This is a genomic window from Arcicella rigui, assembly GCF_034929435.1.
Taxonomy (GTDB): Bacteria; Bacteroidota; Bacteroidia; order Cytophagales; family Spirosomataceae; genus Arcicella; species Arcicella rigui.
This window is the reverse complement of record NZ_JAYFUM010000023.1, coordinates 65,564-88,652: the sequence shown is the minus strand read 5'-3', so window position 1 is coordinate 88,652 and position 23,089 is coordinate 65,564. Positions and strand designations below refer to the sequence as shown.

Genomic DNA, 23,089 nt, shown 5'->3' with positions numbered 1-23,089 from the left:
GATTTTTAATTGTACAAAAATAATAAAAATCTTTATTGATAATCATTCGTAATGCCAAGTTGCTGGCTTTTGTTGAAATCAAAAAAGCCAATTATAACAATTTTACCGGAAATCACATTTTTGCTACTTCTTTCGTTGGATAAAAAGCACCTTAGATTTACAGGCTTTTTTCTGGGATTTTTGTTATAGTTAATATTGGCAATTACCTTAAATTTTAAGCTTTTTTCTAAAAGTGCAACGCTTGCACTTTTAGGATTTTGTTCGCTTTTATAGCTTAACAATCAGTTGATTTTATGGACTGTAAAGCTTCATTTTTTGGGATTTTTGTTATAGTTCTAAAAGTATTTTTGACTTTATTCACGCTCTAATTTTCCTTTTTTTCTAAAAGTGCAACGCTTGCACTTTTAGAAAAACCTTTCTGAACTTTCAAAAAATGCTACGATTTGCTAAATGAAAATCCCTTTAATTTTGGGATTTTTGTTATAGTTCAAAATCAATTTTGAAGATAATTATTGTCGTTTTCGCTTGATTTCTAAAAAGTGCAACGATTGCACTTTTTAGAAAATGGGTTTATGCAAGCTTGAGAATTTTCTGTTTTTCCCAAAAGTGCAACACTTGCACTTTTGGGAAAAACTATAAAACAGACTTGAGTTGATAGATTTTTTTGATAAGTAAATCACAGTCAGATTCTTTCGTGAGGTTATTTGCCAAAGCAATAATTTGGCTTCTGAGTGTTTCTTTGGGTACGCTACTTTCTACACTTTTTGGTTTTTCAGTGTTTGTATTTACTTCGCTCAGATTTTGAATGGCTTCTACGCCAATATCTTTGCGGTCGGCTAAAGTTTGAATTTGCTTTTTACTCAAAACCGACGAACCCGTCAGTACTTGTTCTTGAAGTTCTTTACTGAGTTTTGATAAACCTTCTGCAAATTTTCCGTCGTTTTTAATCGTGCGTACACTTACGTTAAATTCATCCGCCAATTTTTCTGCCACATTCACAGGTTTGCTGTCTTCGCCTTGTACTTGCAAAGCCACTCCCCTATTGGCTTTTTGCGTGTTGTATTTCAAACCACGCAAGTATGATTCTTCTTCTGGTGTGATATTTCTTCGCCCCAATTGAAGGTCAATCATAAATTCTTTGACTTTCTCGATAGATTCAAAGATTTTCAGATTAATCTTAAATTCAATTTTATTTTTCTGGCAAATCGCATAGCGGTTGTGTCCGTCCACCAAAACGTAAACCGTCGTATCGAGTTCGTCTTGTTGGAGTTCGGTAGAAGTCGTTTCCCACAAAATCAAAGCATCTTGGCAGCCGTGCGTCAGTAAATTTTGTTCCAGTTGATTGTACTGTTCCTGACTGAGTGGACGAATTAAATCTTTCAATTCGTCGATAATCACGATAGCATTTTTGATGCGTTCAATATCATTAAACCCACCGATAGGTGCAGGTTTAGGAGTGTTGTGAATGGTTGCCACTTCCACAGCACGTTTTTTGAATAATTCTTTTTTAGATGCCATCTGCTTATTCGTTTGAAATCACTTCGTGTGCAAGTTCCATGTAGGCATTTGCCGCTTTGGATTTGGGGTCGTATTGAAAAATATCTTGATTCATGTATTGGCTTTGTTTCAAGACCGTTGTGTTTTCGATGATACTTTTGAAAACAGGAATGGAAGGATACGTTTCCAAAACAGACTCCATCATTACTTGGTGAATGGTTTGGTTGAGATGTACCATCGTAAACAAAAAGCCACGTACTTTCAAAGAAACATTCGTGTATTCACGAACGGCAGAAATTTTTTCTAATAAATTCTTAACGCCATTGAAAGCAGAAGATTCGGGCTGAATCGGAATGATACATTCAGTGGAAGCATTCAAAGCCGAAATCGTCATTAAATTCAATGAAGGCGGACAATCGAAAAGAATAAAATCAAATTGGTCGTTCAATGCTTGAATTTTCTTTGCCAAACGCATTTCTGAACCTACTTCGGTAATGAGTTTTACTTCGTAAGTAGCCATTTCGATATCCGAAGGAGATAAAAATAAATTAGGTTCGATTTCAAGCAGTGGGAGTGGGTCTCGTGAAATCAAAGAAGTAATCACTTGTTTTTCGGGCGAATGTATGCCAAAACATTGAGACAAATTTCCTTGCGAGTCCATATCCACCAATAAAACTCGGTATTTGAGCAAAGCAAGGGCTTTACCTAAGTTTATAGTTGTAGTAGTTTTCCCAACGCCACCTTTGTGGTTGATAATGGCAATGCTACGAGCCTTAGAAAAAGTAGAATCGGTATAACCATAATTTCGCATAGCTACTTCTAACTTTTCTAAATGTTTTGGCGAAAAAGCTTGGATGCCTTCCAGTGCTTTATAAATGGTTGTAGCAGGAATTTGAGCTTCTTTTTCAAGTTGAGTTCTATTGATAGAAGGGCGAGAAAAGAGAAATTTACGGACAATTTCAGTCGTAATCATTCGGAATAATGGTTCAATCGTTAAATTCAAAATATTAATCAAATATATATGATTTTATATATTAATAAAAATAAAATATATAGATATATATGTTTTGAGTTAATATTTTTTATCGAAGGAATCCAAAATACTTTTCAAATTTTACTTTAGGCTGTAAGTAAAATCAATGTAAATAATTGAAAAATAGCCAAATGATGATTTGTGCTGTAAAAGCCATTGCCAAAGTAGCAGTACTATAAACCTTTAAGGTAGCAGAAGTTTCAAGATTTGAAAAACGACTAATTACCCAAAAATACGCATCGTTGGCATGGCTAATCATCATGCTGCCAGCTCCCATACTTAGAATGGTTAGCGTTATATCCATCGGAGTCGTCAATCCCAAATTGACAAGCATAGGCGTTATCAGCGAAGAAGCCGTGATAATTGCTACCGTAGAAGAACCCTGAGCAGTCTTTAAAATAGCAGTAATTACAAAAGGAAAAAATATTCCTAAAGCATAGCCACTCAATAATTCACCTAAATTTTTACCGATACCCGTCGCTTGAAGCATTTCGCCAAACATTCCTCCAGCGGCAATAATGGCTAAAATCATTCCCGCTTTTTCTACGCCATCCGTGAGCCAGTGAGATAAATCTTTGCGGTACTTTTTCTGAATCAATAACAATGAAAATACAATCCCAATTGCCAGAGCCATTACAGGTTCGCCGATAAAAGCAATGAATTGTAAAGAAAATGATTGTTCCGCTAAAGCTTTTGAAACAAATAAAAAGACAATAGATTTGAAGGCAATCAGGGCAATTGGCAGAAAAACAGGTAAGAAAGAAAGAACAGCCGAAGGCAAGGTATCAACCGCTATTTGTACTTCTTCTTGCTCGATATAGGCGTGCGAAATGCCTTTTCCTTGCCAAACACTCCAAAAATAGCCTATCAAAGCGACGGGAGCAGCCAAAATAATTCCCCAAAGCATGACCATTCCTAAATCTCCACCCACTGTTCCGACGGCTGCCGTTATGCCGGGATGAGGCGGAACAAGGCAATGGACGGCATACAAAGAAGTAGCCAATGCAGCAGCCATCACGGGCATTGTATGTTTCGTTTTTTTGACCAATGAATGATTTAAACCACTGAGGATAATAAAACCGCTATCACAAAAAATAGGGAAACCAATGACAAAACCTGTGAGGGCAATGGCAGCAGGAGCATTATTTTCGTTGACTAATTTTAAAATGGCATTTGCCATACTGGTAGTAGCACCTGTTTTTTCAAGAATCAGCCCCAGAGTTGTACCAAGTATGATTAATAAACCTATTTTTTCCATGGTATGTCCGAAGCCGACTTTTAGCGTACTCACGATGCTTGGAAGTGGTAAGCCACTGAGTACTCCGACCAACAGAGCCGCTAAAGCTAAGGCAAAAAAAGCGTTCAGTTTCATGTAAGCAGTTGCCCACACGATGAAACTGATACTGGCTACCAACAAAAAAATTAAATAATAGGTCATGCTTTTTAAGTATGAGTGGTGAATGTTGAGTTTTGAATCCGTCCTTTCAAATTATTACAGTATTTCAAATTCTAAGATAATATTGTACGATTACTTATTTTAAAAAACTACTCGTTCCAAGCATTACCGACTTCACTCAAAGGCATACACGCAATGAATGTTCCGGGAACTGGGTCGTAAGAAAGGATTTCTTTACCAACTTTTTCAGAAGTATAATAGCCCAAAAGTGTTAGACTTTTTACTCTTCTAAAAAATGCCACGGGGTCGGGTTTGGCTACCAAAGTAATGCCCCAAGCCGAAGGTGGTAATTTGCCTGCTTCTTTGTCTGCTTTCAGTAAAAAGGCTTCTCTTTCTTGTTGATTGCACTCTATAAAAGGCTTTTTATTTGCTTCTTCGCAAGCTTCGTCGAACTTTTCTAAGTCTTCAAGAAAAGCCTTTTGGTCTGCTTCCGAAAGCATTTCTTTCAACATCTTGTCGATAAACTGAGGTACACCCAATTCTTTTGCCCCGGGCGTTTCGGTTTTAGGTAAAATCGTTTCTGCGATTTCAGCAATCAAATTTGCTTGATTATTGGATAGAAAAACGGGTTGCCAATTTAATTGAGCTTCTTTTTGACAAGCAATAAAAAGCTCCGACAAAGCTCCAGCCGAAAGGCTATAACCCAAGAATAAAGTGGTATTTTTAAGGACTTCTCTACGGTTCATAAGGCTACAAATTTTTACGGTTCAACTCACTTACAGCAAAATCAACCGCTCTCGCCGTCAATGCCATATAAGTAATAGAAGGATTTACACAAGAAGAAGAAGTCATACAAGCACCATCCGTAACAAAGACATTGGGTACTGTATGAATTTGGTTATTGCCATTCAGTACCGAAGTTTTTGGGTCACGACCCATGCGGGCAGTTCCCATTTCGTGTACGCCAACGCCCAAACCGCCTGCATTATCAAAGGTTTTTACATCTTTGAAACCTGCTTTTTCCAACATTTCAGCGGCATCTATTCTGATTTGTTCACGCATTTTCATTTCGTTTTCTTTCAAACCTGCGTCAAAAACCAATTGTGGAATGCCCCATTTATCAGTTTTTTCGGGGTCTAAGCTTACTTTATTTTCATGATAAGGCAATACTTCACCAAAACCCATTAAAGTCATTCCCCAGCCGCCCGGTTTGAAAAGGGATTCTTTAAATGCCGCTCCAACGCCTTCGCCACTTACGCCTCTTCCCCAGTTACTTCTGCCGCCGCCAGCTCCTTGATAATCGTAGCCACGCACAAAATTTGGATTTTTAGAAGCAGCATCCAAATTCACAAATCTTGGAATAAATAAGCCCGTCGGTTTGCGTCCTTTGTAATATTGGTCTTCAAAACCATCATAAGAACCCATCGCACCAGTTCTGTAATGATGATCCATCAAATTATGCCCTAATTCTCCGCTATCATTTCCCATCCCGTTGGGGAAACGATTGGATTTAGAATTCATCAAAATTTGAGTCGTTGCCAAGGTTGAAGCACAACTAAAAATGATTTTTGCTTTGAAAATAATTTCCTCTTTCGATTCGCTGTCGATGACTCTTACGCCTGTGGCTCTTTGTGTTTTTTCATCGTAAATGATAGAATGAACAATAGAATTTGGACGAATAGCGAAGTTTCCTGTGTTGTTTGCTGCTGGCAAAGTAGCGGAATTACTGCTAAAGTAAGCACCATAAGGACAGCCTCTTGAACAACGATTGCGGTTTTGGCACTTTCCACGACCCAAGGCAAGGTGCTGTGGTTGTGGTTCGGTGAGGTGAGCCACTCGTCCCGTAGTAACGGGGCGACCGTTGAATTTTTTAGCTACTTCTTGGCGAAAATGTTTTTCTAAACAATTCAGCTCGATAGGAGGGAGGAACTCGCCGTCGGGTAAATGGTCTAAACCTAATTTTTCACCACTTACGCCAACAAATTTTTCAACATACGAATACCACGGAGCTAAATCTTTGTAGCGAATGGGCCAGTCGATACCGATGCCTTCTTTGGCATTGGCTTCAAAATCTAAATCACTCCAACGATACACGTGTTTTCCCCAAGTAAGTGTGCGACCGCCCACATGATTCCCACGAATCCAATCGAAACGCTGTTTTTCTTGATAAGGATTGTCAATATCGTTCGTGAAAAAATGTTTTACAGACTCTCCGACAAAGCCACTTCTGATTTGAATATGATGTTTTTGTTGGTCTTCAAAACTAAGTCCGCCACGATGAGGCATATCCCAATGCTCTTGCATCATGGTTGGATAATCTTCGATATGATTCACCATTCTTCCTTTTTCAAGTACCAAAGTTTTCAAACCTTTTTCACAAAGTTCCTTGGCAGCCCAGCCACCACTCATGCCCGAGCCAATCACAATGGCATCATAGCTATTTTCCTTGTTAATTTTAATGTTTAGATTTGACATAAATTTTATATAAAATTGTATTCCTCTAAGGTCGAAGATATTTCTTGAAAATGCAATCCGACTTATGCGGAATGCTCAATAATTCTGCTTGATTCACGCACAATCAACTCCGAACGTAGGGTAATGGCGTTGGTTTTATCTAAATTCATCGTTCCTTTCAAATGATTAATCATACTTTTTACAGCAATTTCGCCCATTTCTTTGGCTGGATAATGAATCGTAGTGAGTTTCGGAGCAATTACTTGAGCAACGGGGTCATTATTAAAACCTACCACAGAAATATCATTTGGCACATCAATTCCCATTTCTTTTAATGCCGAAATGCAAGCAACAGCACATAAATCGCTGGCAATAAATAGAGCATCAGGACGATTGGGCATTGCTTTAATTCTTTGGGCTACTTCTTTGCCTGCTTCCAAATTCAGGGCTGTTTCCCATAAAAACGCTTTTTGAAAAGGTATTTCGTTTTCCAATAATGCTTGCTGGTAGCCTTTTAGTCGGTCGGCATATACATTTCTTTGAAGATTCCCTGTAATGTGCAATATATTACTTCTGCCTTGTTGAATTAAATGATTGGTTGCTTCGTAACCTGCTTTTGTGTTATCTATTACAATACTTGGGCAATTGTTGTTTTCTAAGATTCGGTCGAAGAAAATGAGTGGAATTTTCTTTTTTAAAAATGGCTGAAAATGCTCGAAAGAATCAGTATCAAATGCCACCGAAACCAACAAACCATCTACACGACTATTGAACATGGTTTGGGCATTGGCGATTTCCTTTTTTTGCGATTCAAGCGACTGGCTGATAATCAAATTAAAGCCTTCTTCATTCGCAACTTTTTCCATGCCCGCCAACACGGTGGACATGATATAACTATTTAGTCTCGGTACAATAACGCCAATCGTACTGGTACTTTGCTTACGTAAATTACTGGCAAATTTATTAGAACGATAGCCCAATTCATCGGCTTTTGTGTTCACTAAAACCTTTGTTTTTTCATTAATGGCAGGATGATTATTCAAGGCTCTACTGACAGTAGCAGGTGAGATTTGTAGCTGATTTGCAATATCGTAAATCGTGATTTCTTTTGCCATACTATAAATATTAATACTGTTTTTTGCCTTGTCGGAGGTATGTCTTTGAAAAAATAATTATTCAAAATATAAATGCAATGATAAAACAATTTTATGCAATTTTTTAATTTGTTGCAAAAATTGTTAATCTTTTTCTTTAACCTTTTCTAACCTGATTTTAGGAAAATAGGCTTTAAAATTAATTTTAGGCAATTTTTGAAGATTGTAGAACTTAATAAAATGTGTTATTATAAGAAAATTTGTGAAAATTTTATGCAACCGATTGCATTATTAAAATTAATTTTCATCTTTACGATGACATTCGGAAACATTTAAAATTGTAAACAAGTAGAAAAGTAGCTACATGGTTCTTTTAAAAAATGAATGTTTGAAAAACTATGAAAAAATAAATGCTATGTCACAAGAACAGAAAAATAACCTCTCTCGCAGACAGTTCCTTGACCTAAGTATCAAAGGAACTTTGGCAAGTACAGTCATTGCTGGTTTTCCAACGATTGTTCCTGCTTCGGTTTTTGGAAAAAATGCTCCAAGTAATCGGATTAATATCGGAGCAATCGGTACGGGTAGAATTTCAAGAGGGCATGATATGCCGGGTGTTTGGAAGTACGATAATGCTCAAATTGTAGCAGTTTGTGATGTGGACAGTAACAGAGCTGACTTAGCAAAAAAATTAGTGAATGAGTATTATACCAAAAAATCAGGAAAAGATTTTGATGGTGTAAATACTTATACTGATTACCGTGAATTGTTGTTGAATAAAGATATTGATGCCGTTTTGGTCAGTACGCCAGACCATTGGCACGCTCCGATTGTGATTCATGCCGTTGGTGCAAAAAAGGATGTATATATGCAAAAACCTGCTTCCTTGACGATTTCGGAAGGAAGAATGATGGCAGATGCGGTAAAAAAATCGGGAAGAATCGTACAAGTTGGTTCGCAACAGCGTTCGTCTAACCAATTTAGATACGCTGCTGAATTGGTTAGAAATGGCAGAATCGGTACTTTGAAAACGGTTTATGTAGGTTTGCCGGGCGACCCATCGGGCGATGAAGAAGCAGCAATGCCAATTCCGAAAAACTTAAATTACGATATGTGGCTCGGCACAACGCCCGAAGTATATTATACCGAAAAAAGAGTACATCCACAAGTGGGATTCGACCGTCCGGGTTGGTTGCGTTGCGAACAATTTGGAGCGGGTATGATTACTGGTTGGGGTTCACATCATATCGACTGTGCTCACTGGGCGATGAATACCGAACATACGGGGCCCATTGAAATTTGGGGAAAAGCAGATTTTCCAAAACATGGACTTTGGAATGTTCATGGTATTTTCACGACAGAAGCTTTGTATGAAAATGGCGTAAGAATGGTAGTAAGTAATGAATTACCGAATGGGATAAAATTTGAAGGAACAGAAGGGTGGATTTTTGTTTCGAGAGGCGATTCATCTGTTACAGCCAGTGACCCAATTGCCAAACAAATGGCTGCTAAAGCCCTTGATGCCAGCGATTCGAAAATCATTACTTCTGTGATTGGTGAAAATGAAATTCATTTGCCAGTGAGTAAAGACCATCATGGTAACTGGTTGGAAAGTATTGTTTCCAGAAAAGAACCGATTGCACCTGCCGAAGTGGGGCATCGTTCGTGTACTGCTTGTTTGTTGCATCATGCAGCGATGAAACTAAACCGCAAATTATACTGGAATCCGAAAAAAGAACGCTTCATCAATGACCCAGAAGCTAATTTATTATTGGCAAGAGAACAGAGAAAACCTTATGCGATAAAGATATAGGTGTGGGATTTCAGGTGTCGGATTTCTGATTTCGGACTTATAAATAAGACACAGAGTTTCACAGAGAATTTTGTAAATACTCTGTGAAACTCAGCGAAACTCTGAGTATAAAATTGACCCAAAATCAATTAATAAAGCAAATAGAAAAAAGCTCAAGGCTCATAACTCAAAGCTCACAGCTAAAATAAAACATGAAATTTATTCATTTCAATACAACACTACTTAGTATAAGTTTAGGTTTGTCTTCGCTTGCTTTTGCACAGAAACCGAAGACGACTGTAAAACTCATTACTCTTGACCCTGGTCATTTTCATGCGGCTTTGGTGCAGAAAAATATGTATCCAGAAGTAAGTCCGACCGTGCAAGTATATGCACCTGTGGGCAATGATTTGCACTATCATTTAGATAGAATCAATTCTTATAATTCAAGGGCAGAAAGTCCGACTTCATGGCACGAGAAAATTTATGCAGGTAATGATTATCTCGAAAAAATGTTGGCTGAAAAAGCAGGAAATGTAGTCGTGATTGCAGGAAATAATAGAATTAAAGCAGATTATTTGGCAAAGTCTATCGGTGCAGGCTTTAATGTACTTTCCGATAAACCGATGATAATTGATGCCAAAGATTTTCCGAAACTTCAAGCTACCTTTAAAAAAGCCGCTGAAAATAAAGTATTGCTTTATGATATTATGACCGAGCGTTATGAAATCAGTACGATGTTGCAAAGAGCCTTTTCGATGATTCCTTCGGTTTTTGGAAAACTTGAAAAAGGTACGCCCGAAAATCCAGCCGTTACTAAAGAAAGCGTTCACCATTTCTATAAATACGTTTCAGGAAGTGTACTCACAAGACCTACTTGGTTTATGGACGTAGCACAACAAGGCGAAGGAATTGTAGATGTAACTACGCATTTAGTTGATTTGATTCAGTGGGAGTGTTTTCCAGCACAAGTAATTGACTATAAAAAAGACATCAAAATCACGAATGCCAAGCGTTGGACTACTGAAATGACTTTAAATCAGTTTAAAACTATCACGAAAACAGAAGAATTTCCAGCATTTTTAAAGAAAGATTTAGCTAATGATACTACATTGAAAATCTATGCCAATGGCGAAATCAATTATCAGCTAAAAGGCGTTCATGCCAAAGCTTCTGTGATTTGGGCTTATAAAGCACCAGAAGGTGGGGGAGATACGCATTACTCAATTATGCGTGGCACAAAAGCCAATCTCATCATTCGTCAAGGAGCAGAACAAGCTTATAAACCTACTTTATACATTGAACCAGTGAATGTTTCGGATTATTATGAAGCAGAGCTTTCAAAAGCAGTAGCTGATTTACAAAAGGATTTTGCAGGAATTTCAGTTAAAAAAAATGCCAAAGGCTGGGAAGTAATTATCCCTGAAAAGTACAAAGAAGGACATGAAGCACATTTTGGAAGAGTAACAGAAAAATACTTGGCATTTTTGAAAGAAGGTAAATTGCCGAATTGGGAAGTACCCAACATGATTTCAAAGTATTATACTACCACTAAAGCTTTAGAAATTGCTAAAAAGACTAAGTCAGCTAAATAAAACCATATTGAAACTATGAAAAACGAACAAAATAAACGTAGAGATTTTCTTAAAAATACCCTTGCTTCGGCGACTGGTTTGGTATTATTACCCAGTATTTCACAAGAAGTAACGGCAAATTCAACACAGAGTAAAACAATCGTATCGCCCTATATTCACAAAAATATTGCTCCAAAAATCAAATTTGCCGTGATTGGAATGAATCATGGACATATTTACGGACAAGTAGAAGCTGTGATTCGTGGCGGTGGAGAATTGGTTTCTTATTATGCGAAAGAAGCAGATTTGTTAAGCAATTTTGCTAAAAGATACCCTAATGCAAAACAGGCATCAAGCGAAGCTGAAATTTTGGAAGATTCATCTATTCAACTGGTTTTAAGTTCAGCCATTGCCAGTGAAAGAGCTCCTTTGGGAATCAGAGTAATGAAACACGGAAAAGATTTTATGTCGGATAAACCGGGCATAACAACACTTGAGCAATTGGCAGAAGTAAGAAAAGTACAAAAAGAGACTAAGCGAATATATTCAATTATGTTCAGTGAACGCTTTGAAAATAAGGCTACTGTAAAGGCTGGAGAATTGGTAAAAGCCGGAGCGATTGGCAAAGTAATTCAAACGATTGGTATGGGGCCACATAGAATCAATCTTGCGTCGAGACCCGCTTGGTTTTTTGATAAAAAACAATTTGGTGGCATCCTTTGCGACATTGGTTCTCATCAATGCGACCAATTTTTATTCTTTACAGGTTCAACCAAAGCGGAAGTTGTAAGCTCGCAAGTAGCTAATTATACCCACAAACAATATTCACAATTTGAAGATTTTGGCGATATGGTTTTGCGTGGAAATGAAGGAACGGGTTATGTAAGAGTAGATTGGTTTTCACCAGATGGTTTAAAAACTTGGGGCGACGGTCGCTTGACGATTCTTGGAACAGAAGGTTATATCGAAATCCGTAAAAATATTGATATTGCTAATCGTGATAGCGGTAATAATTTATACTTGGTAAACAACAAAGAAACAAAGTACATCGACTGTAACAATGAAGTATTACCTTATGGCGAGCAATTGGTAAACGATATTGTGAACCGTACAGAAACAGCCATGAGTCAAGAACACTGCTTTTTAGCCACAGAATTGTCGATAAAAGCACAAAAATTTGCTCGTATTTTGGTTTAGCTATCAGCTTTGAGCAATGAGCGACGAGCTTTTCTTATGAAAGACACAGAGAGCCACTGAGAATAAATGAGTTTCACTGAGATTATTATGAAGACTCTGTGAAACTCAAGAAAGAACTTTGCTTAACTCTGTGTAAGAAAATTATCCAGCAATCAGATTAAAATAATTCATCATTCAAAACTCATAATTCACAACTCAAATGATGCACACAATGCGTTGGTTTGGCCCCAACGACCCAGTTTCTTTGATGCACATTCGCCAAGCAGGTTGTACGGGTGTAGTTTCAGCCTTGCACCAAATACCTGTTGGAGAAGTTTGGACAATTGAAGAAATCAAAAAAAGAATCCAAATAATTGAAGCAGATAACGATAAATATACTCCTCTTACTTGGGTGGTTGTAGAGAGTTTGCCAGTTCACGAAGACATCAAAAAAGGTTTGCCTTCGAGAAAAATTTATATTGAAAATTATAAGATTTCACTTCAAAATTTAGCAGCTTGTGGCATCAAAACGGTATGTTATAATTTCATGCCCGTATTGGATTGGTCAAGAACAAACCTAAATTATGAAATGCCCGATGGCTCAAAAGCTTTGCGTTTTGTTTGGGAGGATTTTGCTCTTTTTGATTTATACATTCTGAAAAGACCCAATGCCCCTTTAGATTATTCGGAAGAAGTACAAGTCTCAGCATTACAGAAGTTTGAACGTATGACTGCCGAAGAAATCGCTTTGCTGACCAATACCGTTTTATTGGGTTTACCCGGTTCTGAAGAAGCATTTGAACTCAGTAATTTTCAAGCTTTATTAGATAATTACAAACATATCGGCGATGCAGAACTGCGAGCCAATTTGTATTATTTCGTGCAACAAATTGCTCCTTTGGCTCAGGAATTAGGCGTGAATTTATGTATTCATCCCGACGACCCACCAAAATCTTTGTTAGGCTTGCCCAGAGTAGTAAGTACTGAAAAAGACTTGGCTCAATTGATGGACGCTTGCGATGTAATAGCCAATGGTATTACTTTTTGTACGGGTTCTTTGGGCGTGAGAGAAGACAATGACTTACCAAAAATGATTCAACGCTTTGGTGAACGCATCCATTTTTTACACTTGAGAACAACCAAAAGAGAGGAAAACCCATTGAATTTTCACGAAGCTGCTCATTTGGCTGGCGATGTAGATATGTACGAAGTGGTAAAGGCAATTGTGTTGGAACAAAATCGTAGAAAAGCAGTCAACGAAGGTGTTTTTGCGATTCCTATGCGACCAGACCATGGGCATTTAATGTTAGACGATTTGGATAAAACAGGGAAGAGTAAATCATATCCTGGTTATGCAGCCATTGGTCGTTTGAAAGGATTAGCAGAATTAAGAGGGTTACAATTGGGGATTGAACGTAGTTTGAAGTAAGTGTATATGCCATCATTGTTTAAGAAAATTTATCTAAAATGTTCAAAAAAATACTGTACCTTTTATTGCTTTGCCTAAGCACAAAAACCTTTGCAGACGATGGCTATCGTTTGTGGTTGAAATATGATTTAATCAAGAATCAGCAAGAAAGAGAAAATTATGCTCGTCTTACAAAATTCATTGTTGCCAACGTTCAAGGCGAAATTGCAAAAACTGCTTCAAGCGAATTACAATTGGGTTTAAAAGGTTTGTTAGGCAAATCTGTTCCAGTAGTTGCTACTTCAAAAAGTACTGGAGGAATTATTTTTCAATTGTCGGAAAACAAAGATTTAAACGAAGAAGGTTATTCCATTAAAAACCAAAATGGTAATATCGTCATCAATGCCAATACTGAAAAAGGCATTTTGTACGGTACTTTTGAATTACTCAGAAGTATTCAAACAGGAAAATCTTTGACGAATATTTCGATAATAAGTAATCCCAAAATTCAATACAGAATGTTGAATCATTGGGATAATCCACTCGGAACAATCGAAAGAGGTTATGCTGGTTCTTCTCTGTGGAAATGGTACGAATTGCCCGAAAATATCGACCCACGCTATAAAGATTATGCTCGTGCGAATGCCTCAATTGGCATCAACGCCACCGTGGTAAATAATGTAAATGCCAGTGCAAGATTTATGACAAAAGAGTACTTGTTGAAAGTAAAAGCATTGGCAGATGTTTTTCGTCCTTATGGCATCAAAGTATTTTTATCTATCAATTTTGCTGCTCCGAAAATTCTCAAAGGAGCAAAAACTTCTGACCCACTCGACCCACAAGTACGTGCTTGGTGGCAGGCTAAAACACAAGAAATTTATAGCATCATTCCTGATTTTGGAGGATACTTGGTAAAAGCCAATTCAGAAGGCGAACCCGGCCCTCAAGATTTTGGCAGAACTCATGCCGACGGAGCAAATATGTTGGCAGAAGCTTTAAAACCATACACTGGCGTAGTGATTTGGCGAGCATTCGTGTATAAACCAAGTTCAAAAGACGATCCGAAAGGCGACCGCTATAAAGAAGCGTACAAGGACTTCAAACCTTTAGATGGACAGTTTGATAAAAAAGTAATCGTTCAAGTAAAAAATGGGCCGATAGATTTTCAACCACGTGAGCCTTTTCATCCGCTTTTTGGAGCAATGCCCAAAACGCCTTTGGCAATGGAATTTCAGATTACACAAGAGTACTTGGGTTTTACAACCAACTTGGTGTATTTAGCTCCTCTGTTTAAAGAGTGTTTAGAATCAGATACTTATGTAAAAGGAAAAGGTTCGACGGTGGCAAAAGTAGTGGATGGTTCTTTGCATAATTATCAATTAACTGCCATTGCAGGCGTAGCCAATACGGGTTCGGATAGAAACTGGACAGGGCATTTTATGTCGCAAGCCAATTGGTATGCTTTTGGTCGTTTGGCTTGGAATCATGAATTATCATCTGAGCAAATTGCTAATGAATGGGTAAAAATGACATTGAGTCACGAGGTAAAAACAGTCAAAACTGTGACTAAACTTTTAATGGAATCTCGTGAAAATTATGTGAATTTCACCACTCCTTTGGGTTTACATCACATCATGGGGCAAGGCATTCACTTTGGGCCTGAGCCTTGGTTGATGAAAAGCGACCGTTCCGATTGGGCTTCGGCATATTATCACCGTGCTGATACTTTGGGGATTGGTTTCGACAGAACCAAAAATGGTTCGGAAGCACTTTTACTTTACACGCCCGAAGTACAAAATCAATGGAATGACCCAGCCAAAACGCCATTGCCGTACTTATTGTGGTTTCACCATGTGGCTTGGAAAACAAAATTATCAACAGGCAACACACTTTGGGACGAACTCTGTACTCGCTATTACACAGGTTTAGCTTCAGTAAAAGAAATGCGTAAAGCATGGAATACGGTAAAACCCAACATTGACAAAGAAATTTTTGAAGACGTAGCTGGGCGTTTGGCAGTACAAGAAAGAGAAGCCGTTTGGTGGCGTGATGCTTGTGTTTTGTACTTCCAACAATATTCCAAAATGCCAATTCCAGCACAATTCCCGAAACCAGAAAGGAGTTTGGAAGAAGTAAAAAAATTGGTGGAGATTTATCAGTTGAGATAGTTTTTTAGCTGTCAGCGATGAGCTTTGAGCTTTGAGCCACCAGCTTGACACAGAGTAACATAGAGAATTAAAAGAGTTTCACAGAGTGTTTTTATAATCATATTTCTCTGTGAAACTCTTAAAACTCTGCTAAACTCTGTGTAGTAAATTCGTCCTTAAATACTTTCAATTAAAAAAGCTGATGGCTCATAGCTCACCGCTCAAAGCTTACAGCTAAAAAAATTATGTTTTCATTACAAGGAAAAATTGCCCTGATTACTGGGGGTGGAAGTGGAATTGGCTTTGCCATTGCTCAGTGCATGATTCAAGCAGGAGCGAAAGTAGTCATCACGGGCAGACGTGAACAAATGCTCAATGAAGCCGTATCGGCATTGGGTGAAAACGCTTTTTACTTCGTCAATGATGTGACGGATTTAGAGCGTTTAGAAGACTTGGTTGACCAAGTTGAGACAGAAATTGGAGAGATTGATATTTTGGTCAACAATGCGGGAATCAATATGAAAAAATTTGCCGTAGAAGTAACAGACGAAGAATTTAGCAGAATTGTCAATACCAATTTGAATGCCGTTTTCGCCCTGACAAGAGCTTGTGCGAAAAGAATGCTTCCACGCAAAAAAGGTTCAATTTTGATGATTTCTTCAATGGCGGCCTATTATGGTATCGACAGAGTAGTGGCTTACACGGCTTCAAAATGTGGGGTTGAAGGCATGGTAAAAGCTTTAGCAATGGAATTTTCAACACAAAATGTTCGAGTAAATGCCATTGCTCCCGGATTTATTGAAACGGCAATGTCAAAAACTGCTATGAATTCCGACCCTGCCAGAAAACACAAAGCTCTCGACAGAACGCCAATGGGCTATTTCGGTCAGCCCGAAGATATTGGTATGGCAGCAGTATTTTTATCTTCCGACGAAGCAAAGTATATCACAGGTGCTTCACTTCCTGTGGATGGCGGAAATTCAATAGGATTTTAGAGTTGCTTTAGGCTATAAGCTTTTTGCTACAAAATTTAATGCCTAAAGCCGATAAGTGTTCTTATGTGTTCTATATTTTTATTGAAAATGTATTGAAAAAGATAGATATTGTCATAAATTTGTCGAATACAATACTTTTTTCAATTAAAAAAACAGCTTATTTCTAATTTAATTAATCATGAAAAAACAAATTTTGTCAATTTTAATGCTTGCTACTTCATTGTCAGTTTTGGGTCAAGCAAAGAAGCCTATTTCTCAACCTTTGGTTTCGCATATTTTCACAGCCGACCCTTCAGCTCATGTATTCAATGGTAAAATTTATATTTACCCATCGCATGACATTGAGTCTGGCGTAAAAGAGGACGATGAAGGCGGTCATTTTGATATGAAAGATTTTCATATTTTATCATTGGATAAAATCGGAGGAAAAGTAAAAGACAATGGCGTAGCTTTAGACATCAAGAATATTCCTTGGGCTGGTCGCCAATTATGGGCACCAGATGCAGCTTTCAAAAATGGTACTTATTATTTGTACTTTCCCGTGAAAGACAAAAGTGATGTTTTCAGAATTGGCGTTGCAACCAGTAAAAGTCCAGTTGGGCCATTCAAAGCCGAACCAGCACCTATCAAAGGAAGTTTCAGTATCGACCCATGTGTTTTTAAAGATACAGACGGAAGTTACTATATGTACTTCGGAGGTATCTGGGGCGGACAATTACAACGTTGGAAAACAGGAACTTATGAGCCAAATGGAAAATTACAAGACGACAATCAGCCAGCTTTATCGCCTAAAATTGCGAAGTTAAGTAAAGATATGTTGAGCTTTGCCGAAGAAGCAAAAGACGTAAAAATCCTTGATAAAAATGGAAAAGAATTATTAGCAGGCGATAATACCAAACGTTTTTTTGAAGCTTCTTGGTTGCACAAGTACAAAGGAAAATATTACTTCTCTTATTCAACGGGTGATACACACTTTATCGCTTATGCTACTGGAGATAATCCTTACGGCCCATTTACTTATCAAGGCGTTGTGTTGAATCCTGTTGATGGCTGGACAAACCACCATTCAATTGTTGAAATCAAAGGCAAATGGTATTTATTTTATCACGACGTACAGATTTCAGGAAAAACACATTTAAGAAATGTAAAAGTGACTGAATTGAAACATAATCCAGACGGAAGTATTCAGACAATCTCAGCTTATAAATAATGAAAAAATCAGGTACTTACCGTTGGACGATTGTAGCCTTGTTGTTTTTTGCCACAACCATCAATTATCTTGATAGACAAGTAATTGGCTTACTAAAACCAACACTCGAAAAGGAATTATCTTGGTCAGAGAGTGATTACTCTAAAGTAGTAATGGCTTTTACGGCATCTTATGCCATTGGTTTATTGATATTCGGAAGAATTATTGATAAAATCGGGACGAAAATGGGTTATACAATTTCCATTATTATTTGGAGTATTGCCGCTATTTTTCATGCCGCCGCCAAAACTACTTTAGGCTTTAGCATTGCCCGTGCATCACTGGGTTTTGGTGAAGCTGGGAATTTCCCTGCCGCTATCAAGTCGGTAGCGGAGTGGTTTCCTAAAAAAGAAAGAGCTTTAGCCACAGGTATTTTCAATTCAGGAGCAAACATTGGGGCAGTTGTTGCACCCATTATGGTTCCGTGGATTTTAGGAGCTTACGGTTGGGAAGAAGCCTTCATTATTACAGGGGCAATAGGTTTTATCTGGTTAGTATTCTGGTGGTTTATTTATGAAATACCTGCTCGCAAAAAAAATCTTTCAGCCGAAGAATTTCAGCATATCCACAGCGATAACGAAGAAGAAATTACGGGAGATTCAGTACCTTGGCTACAATTATTTAAGTACAAACAAACGTGGGCTTTTGTAGCTGGTAAATTCCTGACCGACCCCATTTGGTGGTTTTTCCTGTTCTGGTTGCCTTCGTATTTTTCCTCGACTTTTGCTTTAGATTTGAAAAAACCAAGCTTGCATCTTGCTGTATTATATACTTGTACAACGCTTGGAAGTATCGGTGGTGGTTATTTATCGGGCTATTTTATCAAAAAAGGTTGGACGGTCTTCAAAGCCCGAAAAACAGCCATGTTTATTTTTGCCATGGCCGTAACGCCCATTGTGTTAGCTCGTTATGCTTCGGATATTTGGGTTGCAGTGTTTTTAATAAGCTTGGCGGCTTCGGCTCATCAGGCTTGGAGTGCCAATATTTTCACCATTGTTTCAGATATGTTTCCGAAAAAAGCCATTAGTTCAGTCGTAGGCATTGGCGGAATGGCAGGTTCTTTGGGAGGCGTTTTGTTCCCATATTTTATTGGAATCATTTTGGACAAGTACAAATTATTAGGCGACCTCAACGGTGGCTACAATATCATCTTCTTAGTTTGCGGATTTGCGTACTTGTTGGCTTGGGGAGTAATTCACCTGCTTACACCCAAAATGCAAAAAATAGATTTGTAGGTAAGAGTGAATAAAAAACAAAACTCCCCCAATCGGTAAGTTGCTGATTGGGGGAGTTTTTGTTTTTTGTAGCTTTATTGGATGTTGGTTAAGCGAAGTAATAAACAAACAAAGAATTAACAGAGTGCAAAGTTTTGAATCATGAATGAGGAATGTACAATTGGCATAACGCTAAATGAAAATGCCATAACGCCAGATGTAAGTAGCAATTATCAAGATTAAAAAGGCTTAACGCTAAATGTAAGTGGCAATTATCAAGATTGAAATGCCTTATTACTAAATGTAAGTGGCAATTATCAAGATTAAAGAGCCTTAACACTAAATGCAAGTGGCATATATTAAGATTAAAGTGGCTTAACACTAAAAGCAAGTGGCAATTATCAAGATTAAAGAGGCTTAACGCTAAATGTAAGGGGAGTGTTCACTCAACTGACACAGTTGAGTGAACACTCCCAAGTAAATACAGCCATAATTTGTATTAGCTCAAGAAAACTTACCGTATAATAAGTTTTTTGTAATTAGTGCATTTAATCTTTTTGATTGTATTTGGAAATGGGTAGATTAGCTTATAAAAGCAATACATTAACAATACCAAAAGTACCACATCAATAGTACAACAAAAAACACAAAAATTACTACAAAACTTTCGCATATTAGCGAGTTACCAGTAATTTTAAGACAATACTACTACCAATATGAGTGCAGAAATTGAAAATTTTATTCAGTTCATTGAAACTGCAAAAAGAGACTTGAATGTTCATCGTCAAGGTGCTTTTGAACTTGATTGTAATGCCTTGACTTTAGACAACATTGATAAGGTTATTTCTTTAACCTCAAAATTAGAGGATAAGGCAAAGCAAGGAGAATTAAAGATTAACTACCTTAATCAATTTCAATCAAACTTAGAAAGCATATTATCTACATTACCTTTCAGAGGACAACCTAATTCATCATTTATAGCTCACAATAATGAGCATTGGAAATCACAGATAAAAAGCAATATAGAACAAAATAGCTTAAATGTTTCTGTTCTTTATGAACAAATTGAATTCAATATTGATTTTTTTAACAAGATTGGATATTTTGATAGCAATGTCGTTGCAATAGGTGCTAATGGTAGTGGAAAAACAACTCTGTCAAATAAATTTAAGACATATCTTCAAAATAATGGTGTTGTTATATCTGCACAAAGAATTTTACTGGTTCCTAATTTTGACGCAATTGCAAATCCTGCAAAGACAGCCAGTGAATTAAAACAATATCAGTTAAGAGATAAAACCAACAAGTCAGACGGAGAATTTAATTATTTGCAAAAAGAGTTTGGAATTGTTTTAAAGAATCTATTGGCAGATAATATTTCAGCTGGAAACTCTTATCGAAAGAAAGCAATTGAATCTGTCAACTCTGGAAAAACAATCTCTAACCCGGAGCTGACTAATCTTGACATTACTTTTCAAATTTGGAACTCACTTATTGAACACAGAACAATAAGCTGTGACGATGGCATCAATATCACAGCTAAATCAGATGATGGACGTTCGTATCCTGCTATTCAAATGAGTGATGGTGAAAAGGTTATGTTATACTTGATTGCACAAGTACTCCAAGCCCCAAAAGATGGATTTATTGTAGTTGATGAGCCTGAGATGTATCTACATAAAACAATTCTGAAAAAACTTTGGGATTTGTTAGAAGCTAAACGACCTGACTGTATTTTTATTTATTTGACTCACGATTTAGATTTCGCAACAAGCAGAAGAACTGCAAAGAAAATATGGATAAAGTCATTTAAGCATCCAGATAAATGGGAGATAGAAGATATACCAACTGACGAAATTCCTGAAACATTAATGTTGGAATTACTTGGAAGTAGAAAGAACATATTATTCTGTGAAGGAATTAAAGGAAGTATTGATGAGCGTATATATTCTATTCTATTTCCAGAGTTGACAATCGTCCCCGTTGGAAGTTGTTTTGATGTAATAAATCATACAAAAGCTTTTAATAAATTAAGGAATGTAAATACCAAGTCATTTGGACTAATTGATTCTGACCATCATAATTTTGAAAGACTTGATAAACTTAAAGCTGACGAAGTCTATTCTTTCAAAGTAGCCGAAGTTGAGAATCTATTTTTGGATGCTGAATTTCTAAAACTATTAGCAAAACAACTACTAGTTGATGAAGCGAATGTTGAATTAATAAAATCAGATGTTATAAAGGAACTTGACAAATTAAAAGAGATTCAAGCGACAAATTATGTTAGTATAAAAGTTAATTACTATTTCACGGATAGTGATGTTACTAAGGGAAATGCTCTTGCTCAATTGGAAACCAATTATCAAGACTTCTTAGACAAAGTTTCAATTAACGATTGGTATACGAAACGAATTGAAGAGTTAAACCAAATGATTGCATCCTGTGATTATGACAAAGTACTTGTTTCACTAAATAATAAAGGAATTAGGAGTATTGCAAGCAAGCATCTGAAAATATCTGATTTTACAGATAGATGTATAAAATTACTTTTAGGTAATGACGAAGCAAAATTGACATTAAACAAATATTTTCCAGAAGAAATAAAAACTGCTGGTAACACGGTATTGCCAAAAGCGAGGCAGGACGGCTTCGATTGAGCATTTGTACAAGGTTCAACTCGTTCTGGTCGTAGGAACGCTTCGCTAAACCTAACGACCAGAACGAGAGTTACTTATTAAAGTATCAATAATTTTGAAGAGTTTATTCTTTTTCATCTCATTTCTTAACGAATCATTCTCTTCCAAAATAATAGTAGAAATATTTTTTTTCTTTGCCTCTAATGTATCCCCATCTGGTCGTAGGTTAAGCGAAGCGTTTCTACGACCCCAAACGGAGAAGAGCGTCTCGCTCGCAATTGGCTACAAGGAGTGAGTGAGTTATTGGTAAATTTAAAATAAAGTGCTGAGTTAAATAATTTTCCTGATACTGCTAAATTATGGTTGAGCGTGACGCTCTTTCTACACTTGGGTCGTAGGAACGCTTTGCTAAACCTAACGACCAGACCGAGGGAAAAAAATTTCATCTTTAATTTAACAAAACAACTCAATAATGAATAGAAAAGAAGTAAAGCAGTTTATTATCATTTTCACATCTCTTTTTTTCTCTACGAGTATAGTCTTTGGAACATTTGAAGGTGATCAGGATGGAAAAACTTTAATCGGATTCCCCTTTATTTTTTCAAGTGATACTGGAGGGAAATGTTATGATTGTGAAGAAATTAAGTGGTTTAAACCATGGCTTCTTGTTTTAGATGCATTAATAATGCAAGTTGTCACTTATTTTACTATGTTATGCATTAAACATTTACGCAAAAAATAATTTTTCGTACGTAAACTCCCTCGCTCCCCCCGCTCGGGTAGTGTTTTACTACGTCTTAGTGTTCGCCAATCTCATGATTGGCAAAATGCGATAGCATTTTATAAAGCGTTAGGAGTCTGGTAGTTGGTTAAGATTTATATTGTTTTCAAAAATATTGATACCCGAAATGATAACACTTAATGATATACATTTTCCTGTCTTTGCAATCGCCACAAATCATACCGTATCTTCCATTCCTAATATGTCAAGATTACAAAGATGTACATTGGCAACGTTTAAAAGCGGATGGTACGAAGACTTAAAATTATATGATTCAGTAGGTAATTTATTTACTGTTGAAAAAGTAGAAAGAGTAAAAACATACTTTTCTATTGACCTTCTTTTTCTTAATCCTTTTATTCAGGTATCGATACAGTTATCTCATACACAGCATACTTATGATTTTGATGATTTAAAAAAAATAATTCAAGATGATATTCGAAATTATCCTGAATATTGGGATAATATAAATTACAAGAAGGGAATAATGAACGAAATCAGGAACTCAAGCAATATGGAGAATTTATATAAAACATATAGTAAATAGAAGTGTCTCCGACCTTGCAGGTTTAAGTGTTAAACGGAGCGTTGTTACGACCAGACGGATAGAAAGCACAAAAGCCCAATTAGGACTTTTATTGAA

The 23,089-nt window shown here is 37.0% G+C and carries 18 protein-coding genes; 11 read left to right on the top strand and 7 right to left on the bottom strand.

Translation table 11 applies throughout. The features are described from left to right. Nucleotides 1–32 precede the first annotated feature (32 nt). The 7 genes from VB248_RS18110 to VB248_RS18080 all read right to left on the bottom strand — a co-directional run bounded on the left by VB248_RS18110 (nt 33) and on the right by VB248_RS18080 (nt 7,495). Nucleotides 33–281, bottom strand: a complete 249-nt coding sequence (locus tag VB248_RS18110) for a hypothetical protein (protein WP_323298226.1) — start codon at nt 279–281, stop codon at nt 33–35. A gap of 352 nt (nt 282–633) precedes the next feature. After that, on the bottom strand, nt 634–1,518 hold the full coding sequence (locus VB248_RS18105; RefSeq protein ID WP_323298225.1) for a ParB N-terminal domain-containing protein: 885 nt from the start codon (nt 1,516–1,518) through the stop codon (nt 634–636). Nucleotides 1,519–1,522: 4 nt separating this feature from the next. Then, complete coding sequence (locus VB248_RS18100) at nt 1,523–2,470, bottom strand: ParA family protein (protein WP_323298224.1); 948 nt, start codon at nt 2,468–2,470, stop codon at nt 1,523–1,525. Nucleotides 2,471–2,633: 163 nt separating this feature from the next. Then, a complete protein-coding gene (locus VB248_RS18095; RefSeq protein WP_323298267.1) occupies nt 2,634–3,992 on the bottom strand; it encodes a GntP family permease in 1,359 nt (452 codons plus the stop codon). An 83-nt stretch (nt 3,993–4,075) separates the two neighbouring features. Next, nucleotides 4,076–4,672: a gluconate 2-dehydrogenase subunit 3 family protein gene (locus tag VB248_RS18090; protein WP_323298223.1), complete on the bottom strand. Its 597-nt coding sequence runs from the start codon at nt 4,670–4,672 to the stop codon at nt 4,076–4,078. A 4-nt stretch (nt 4,673–4,676) separates the two neighbouring features. After that, nucleotides 4,677–6,401 carry a GMC family oxidoreductase gene (locus VB248_RS18085; protein WP_323298222.1) on the bottom strand — a complete coding sequence of 575 codons (1,725 nt, stop codon included), beginning with the start codon at nt 6,399–6,401 and terminating at the stop codon, nt 4,677–4,679. A 62-nt stretch (nt 6,402–6,463) separates the two neighbouring features. After that, nucleotides 6,464–7,495, bottom strand: a complete 1,032-nt coding sequence (locus VB248_RS18080; protein WP_323298221.1) for a LacI family DNA-binding transcriptional regulator — start codon at nt 7,493–7,495, stop codon at nt 6,464–6,466. Nucleotides 7,496–7,889: 394 nt separating this feature from the next. Between VB248_RS18080 and VB248_RS18075 the strand changes: the two genes are divergently transcribed. The 11 genes from VB248_RS18075 to VB248_RS18025 all read left to right on the top strand — a co-directional run bounded on the left by VB248_RS18075 (nt 7,890) and on the right by VB248_RS18025 (nt 22,993). Then, the gene (locus tag VB248_RS18075; RefSeq protein WP_323298220.1) at nt 7,890–9,287 is read left to right on the top strand and encodes a Gfo/Idh/MocA family protein; all 1,398 of its coding nucleotides are present in this window, start codon (nt 7,890–7,892) and stop codon (nt 9,285–9,287) included. Between the two features lie 191 nt (nt 9,288–9,478). Continuing rightward, nucleotides 9,479–10,861 (top strand): putative oxidoreductase C-terminal domain-containing protein, encoded by a 1,383-nt coding sequence (locus VB248_RS18070; protein ID WP_323298219.1) that lies wholly within the window; start codon nt 9,479–9,481, stop codon nt 10,859–10,861. Between the two features lie 15 nt (nt 10,862–10,876). Beyond that, complete coding sequence (locus VB248_RS18065; RefSeq protein ID WP_323298218.1) at nt 10,877–12,037, top strand: Gfo/Idh/MocA family protein; 1,161 nt, start codon at nt 10,877–10,879, stop codon at nt 12,035–12,037. 199 nt (nt 12,038–12,236) lie between these two features. Further along, nucleotides 12,237–13,445, top strand: a complete 1,209-nt coding sequence (uxuA, locus tag VB248_RS18060) for a mannonate dehydratase (protein ID WP_323298217.1) — start codon at nt 12,237–12,239, stop codon at nt 13,443–13,445. Between the two features lie 38 nt (nt 13,446–13,483). Further along, nucleotides 13,484–15,592 (top strand): alpha-glucuronidase family glycosyl hydrolase, encoded by a 2,109-nt coding sequence (locus VB248_RS18055; protein WP_323298216.1) that lies wholly within the window; start codon nt 13,484–13,486, stop codon nt 15,590–15,592. A 224-nt stretch (nt 15,593–15,816) separates the two neighbouring features. After that, nucleotides 15,817–16,566, top strand: coding sequence for an SDR family NAD(P)-dependent oxidoreductase (locus VB248_RS18050; RefSeq protein WP_323298215.1), 750 nt, complete (start codon nt 15,817–15,819; stop codon nt 16,564–16,566). Nucleotides 16,567–16,771: 205 nt separating this feature from the next. After that, nucleotides 16,772–17,776, top strand: coding sequence for a glycoside hydrolase family 43 protein (locus VB248_RS18045; protein WP_323298266.1), 1,005 nt, complete (start codon nt 16,772–16,774; stop codon nt 17,774–17,776). Next, the gene (locus tag VB248_RS18040) at nt 17,776–19,050 is read left to right on the top strand and encodes an MFS transporter (protein ID WP_323298214.1); all 1,275 of its coding nucleotides are present in this window, start codon (nt 17,776–17,778) and stop codon (nt 19,048–19,050) included. The genes VB248_RS18045 and VB248_RS18040 overlap by 1 nt, the downstream gene beginning before the upstream one ends. A 695-nt stretch (nt 19,051–19,745) precedes the next feature. After that, nucleotides 19,746–21,686 carry an AAA family ATPase gene (locus VB248_RS18035; protein WP_323298213.1) on the top strand — a complete coding sequence of 647 codons (1,941 nt, stop codon included), beginning with the start codon at nt 19,746–19,748 and terminating at the stop codon, nt 21,684–21,686. Between the two features lie 451 nt (nt 21,687–22,137). Further along, entirely contained in the window at nt 22,138–22,407 is a 270-nt protein-coding gene (locus VB248_RS18030; protein WP_323298212.1) for a hypothetical protein, read from the top strand. A gap of 166 nt (nt 22,408–22,573) precedes the next feature. Continuing rightward, nucleotides 22,574–22,993, top strand: a complete 420-nt coding sequence (locus tag VB248_RS18025; RefSeq protein ID WP_323298211.1) for a hypothetical protein — start codon at nt 22,574–22,576, stop codon at nt 22,991–22,993. Nucleotides 22,994–23,089 lie beyond the last annotated feature (96 nt).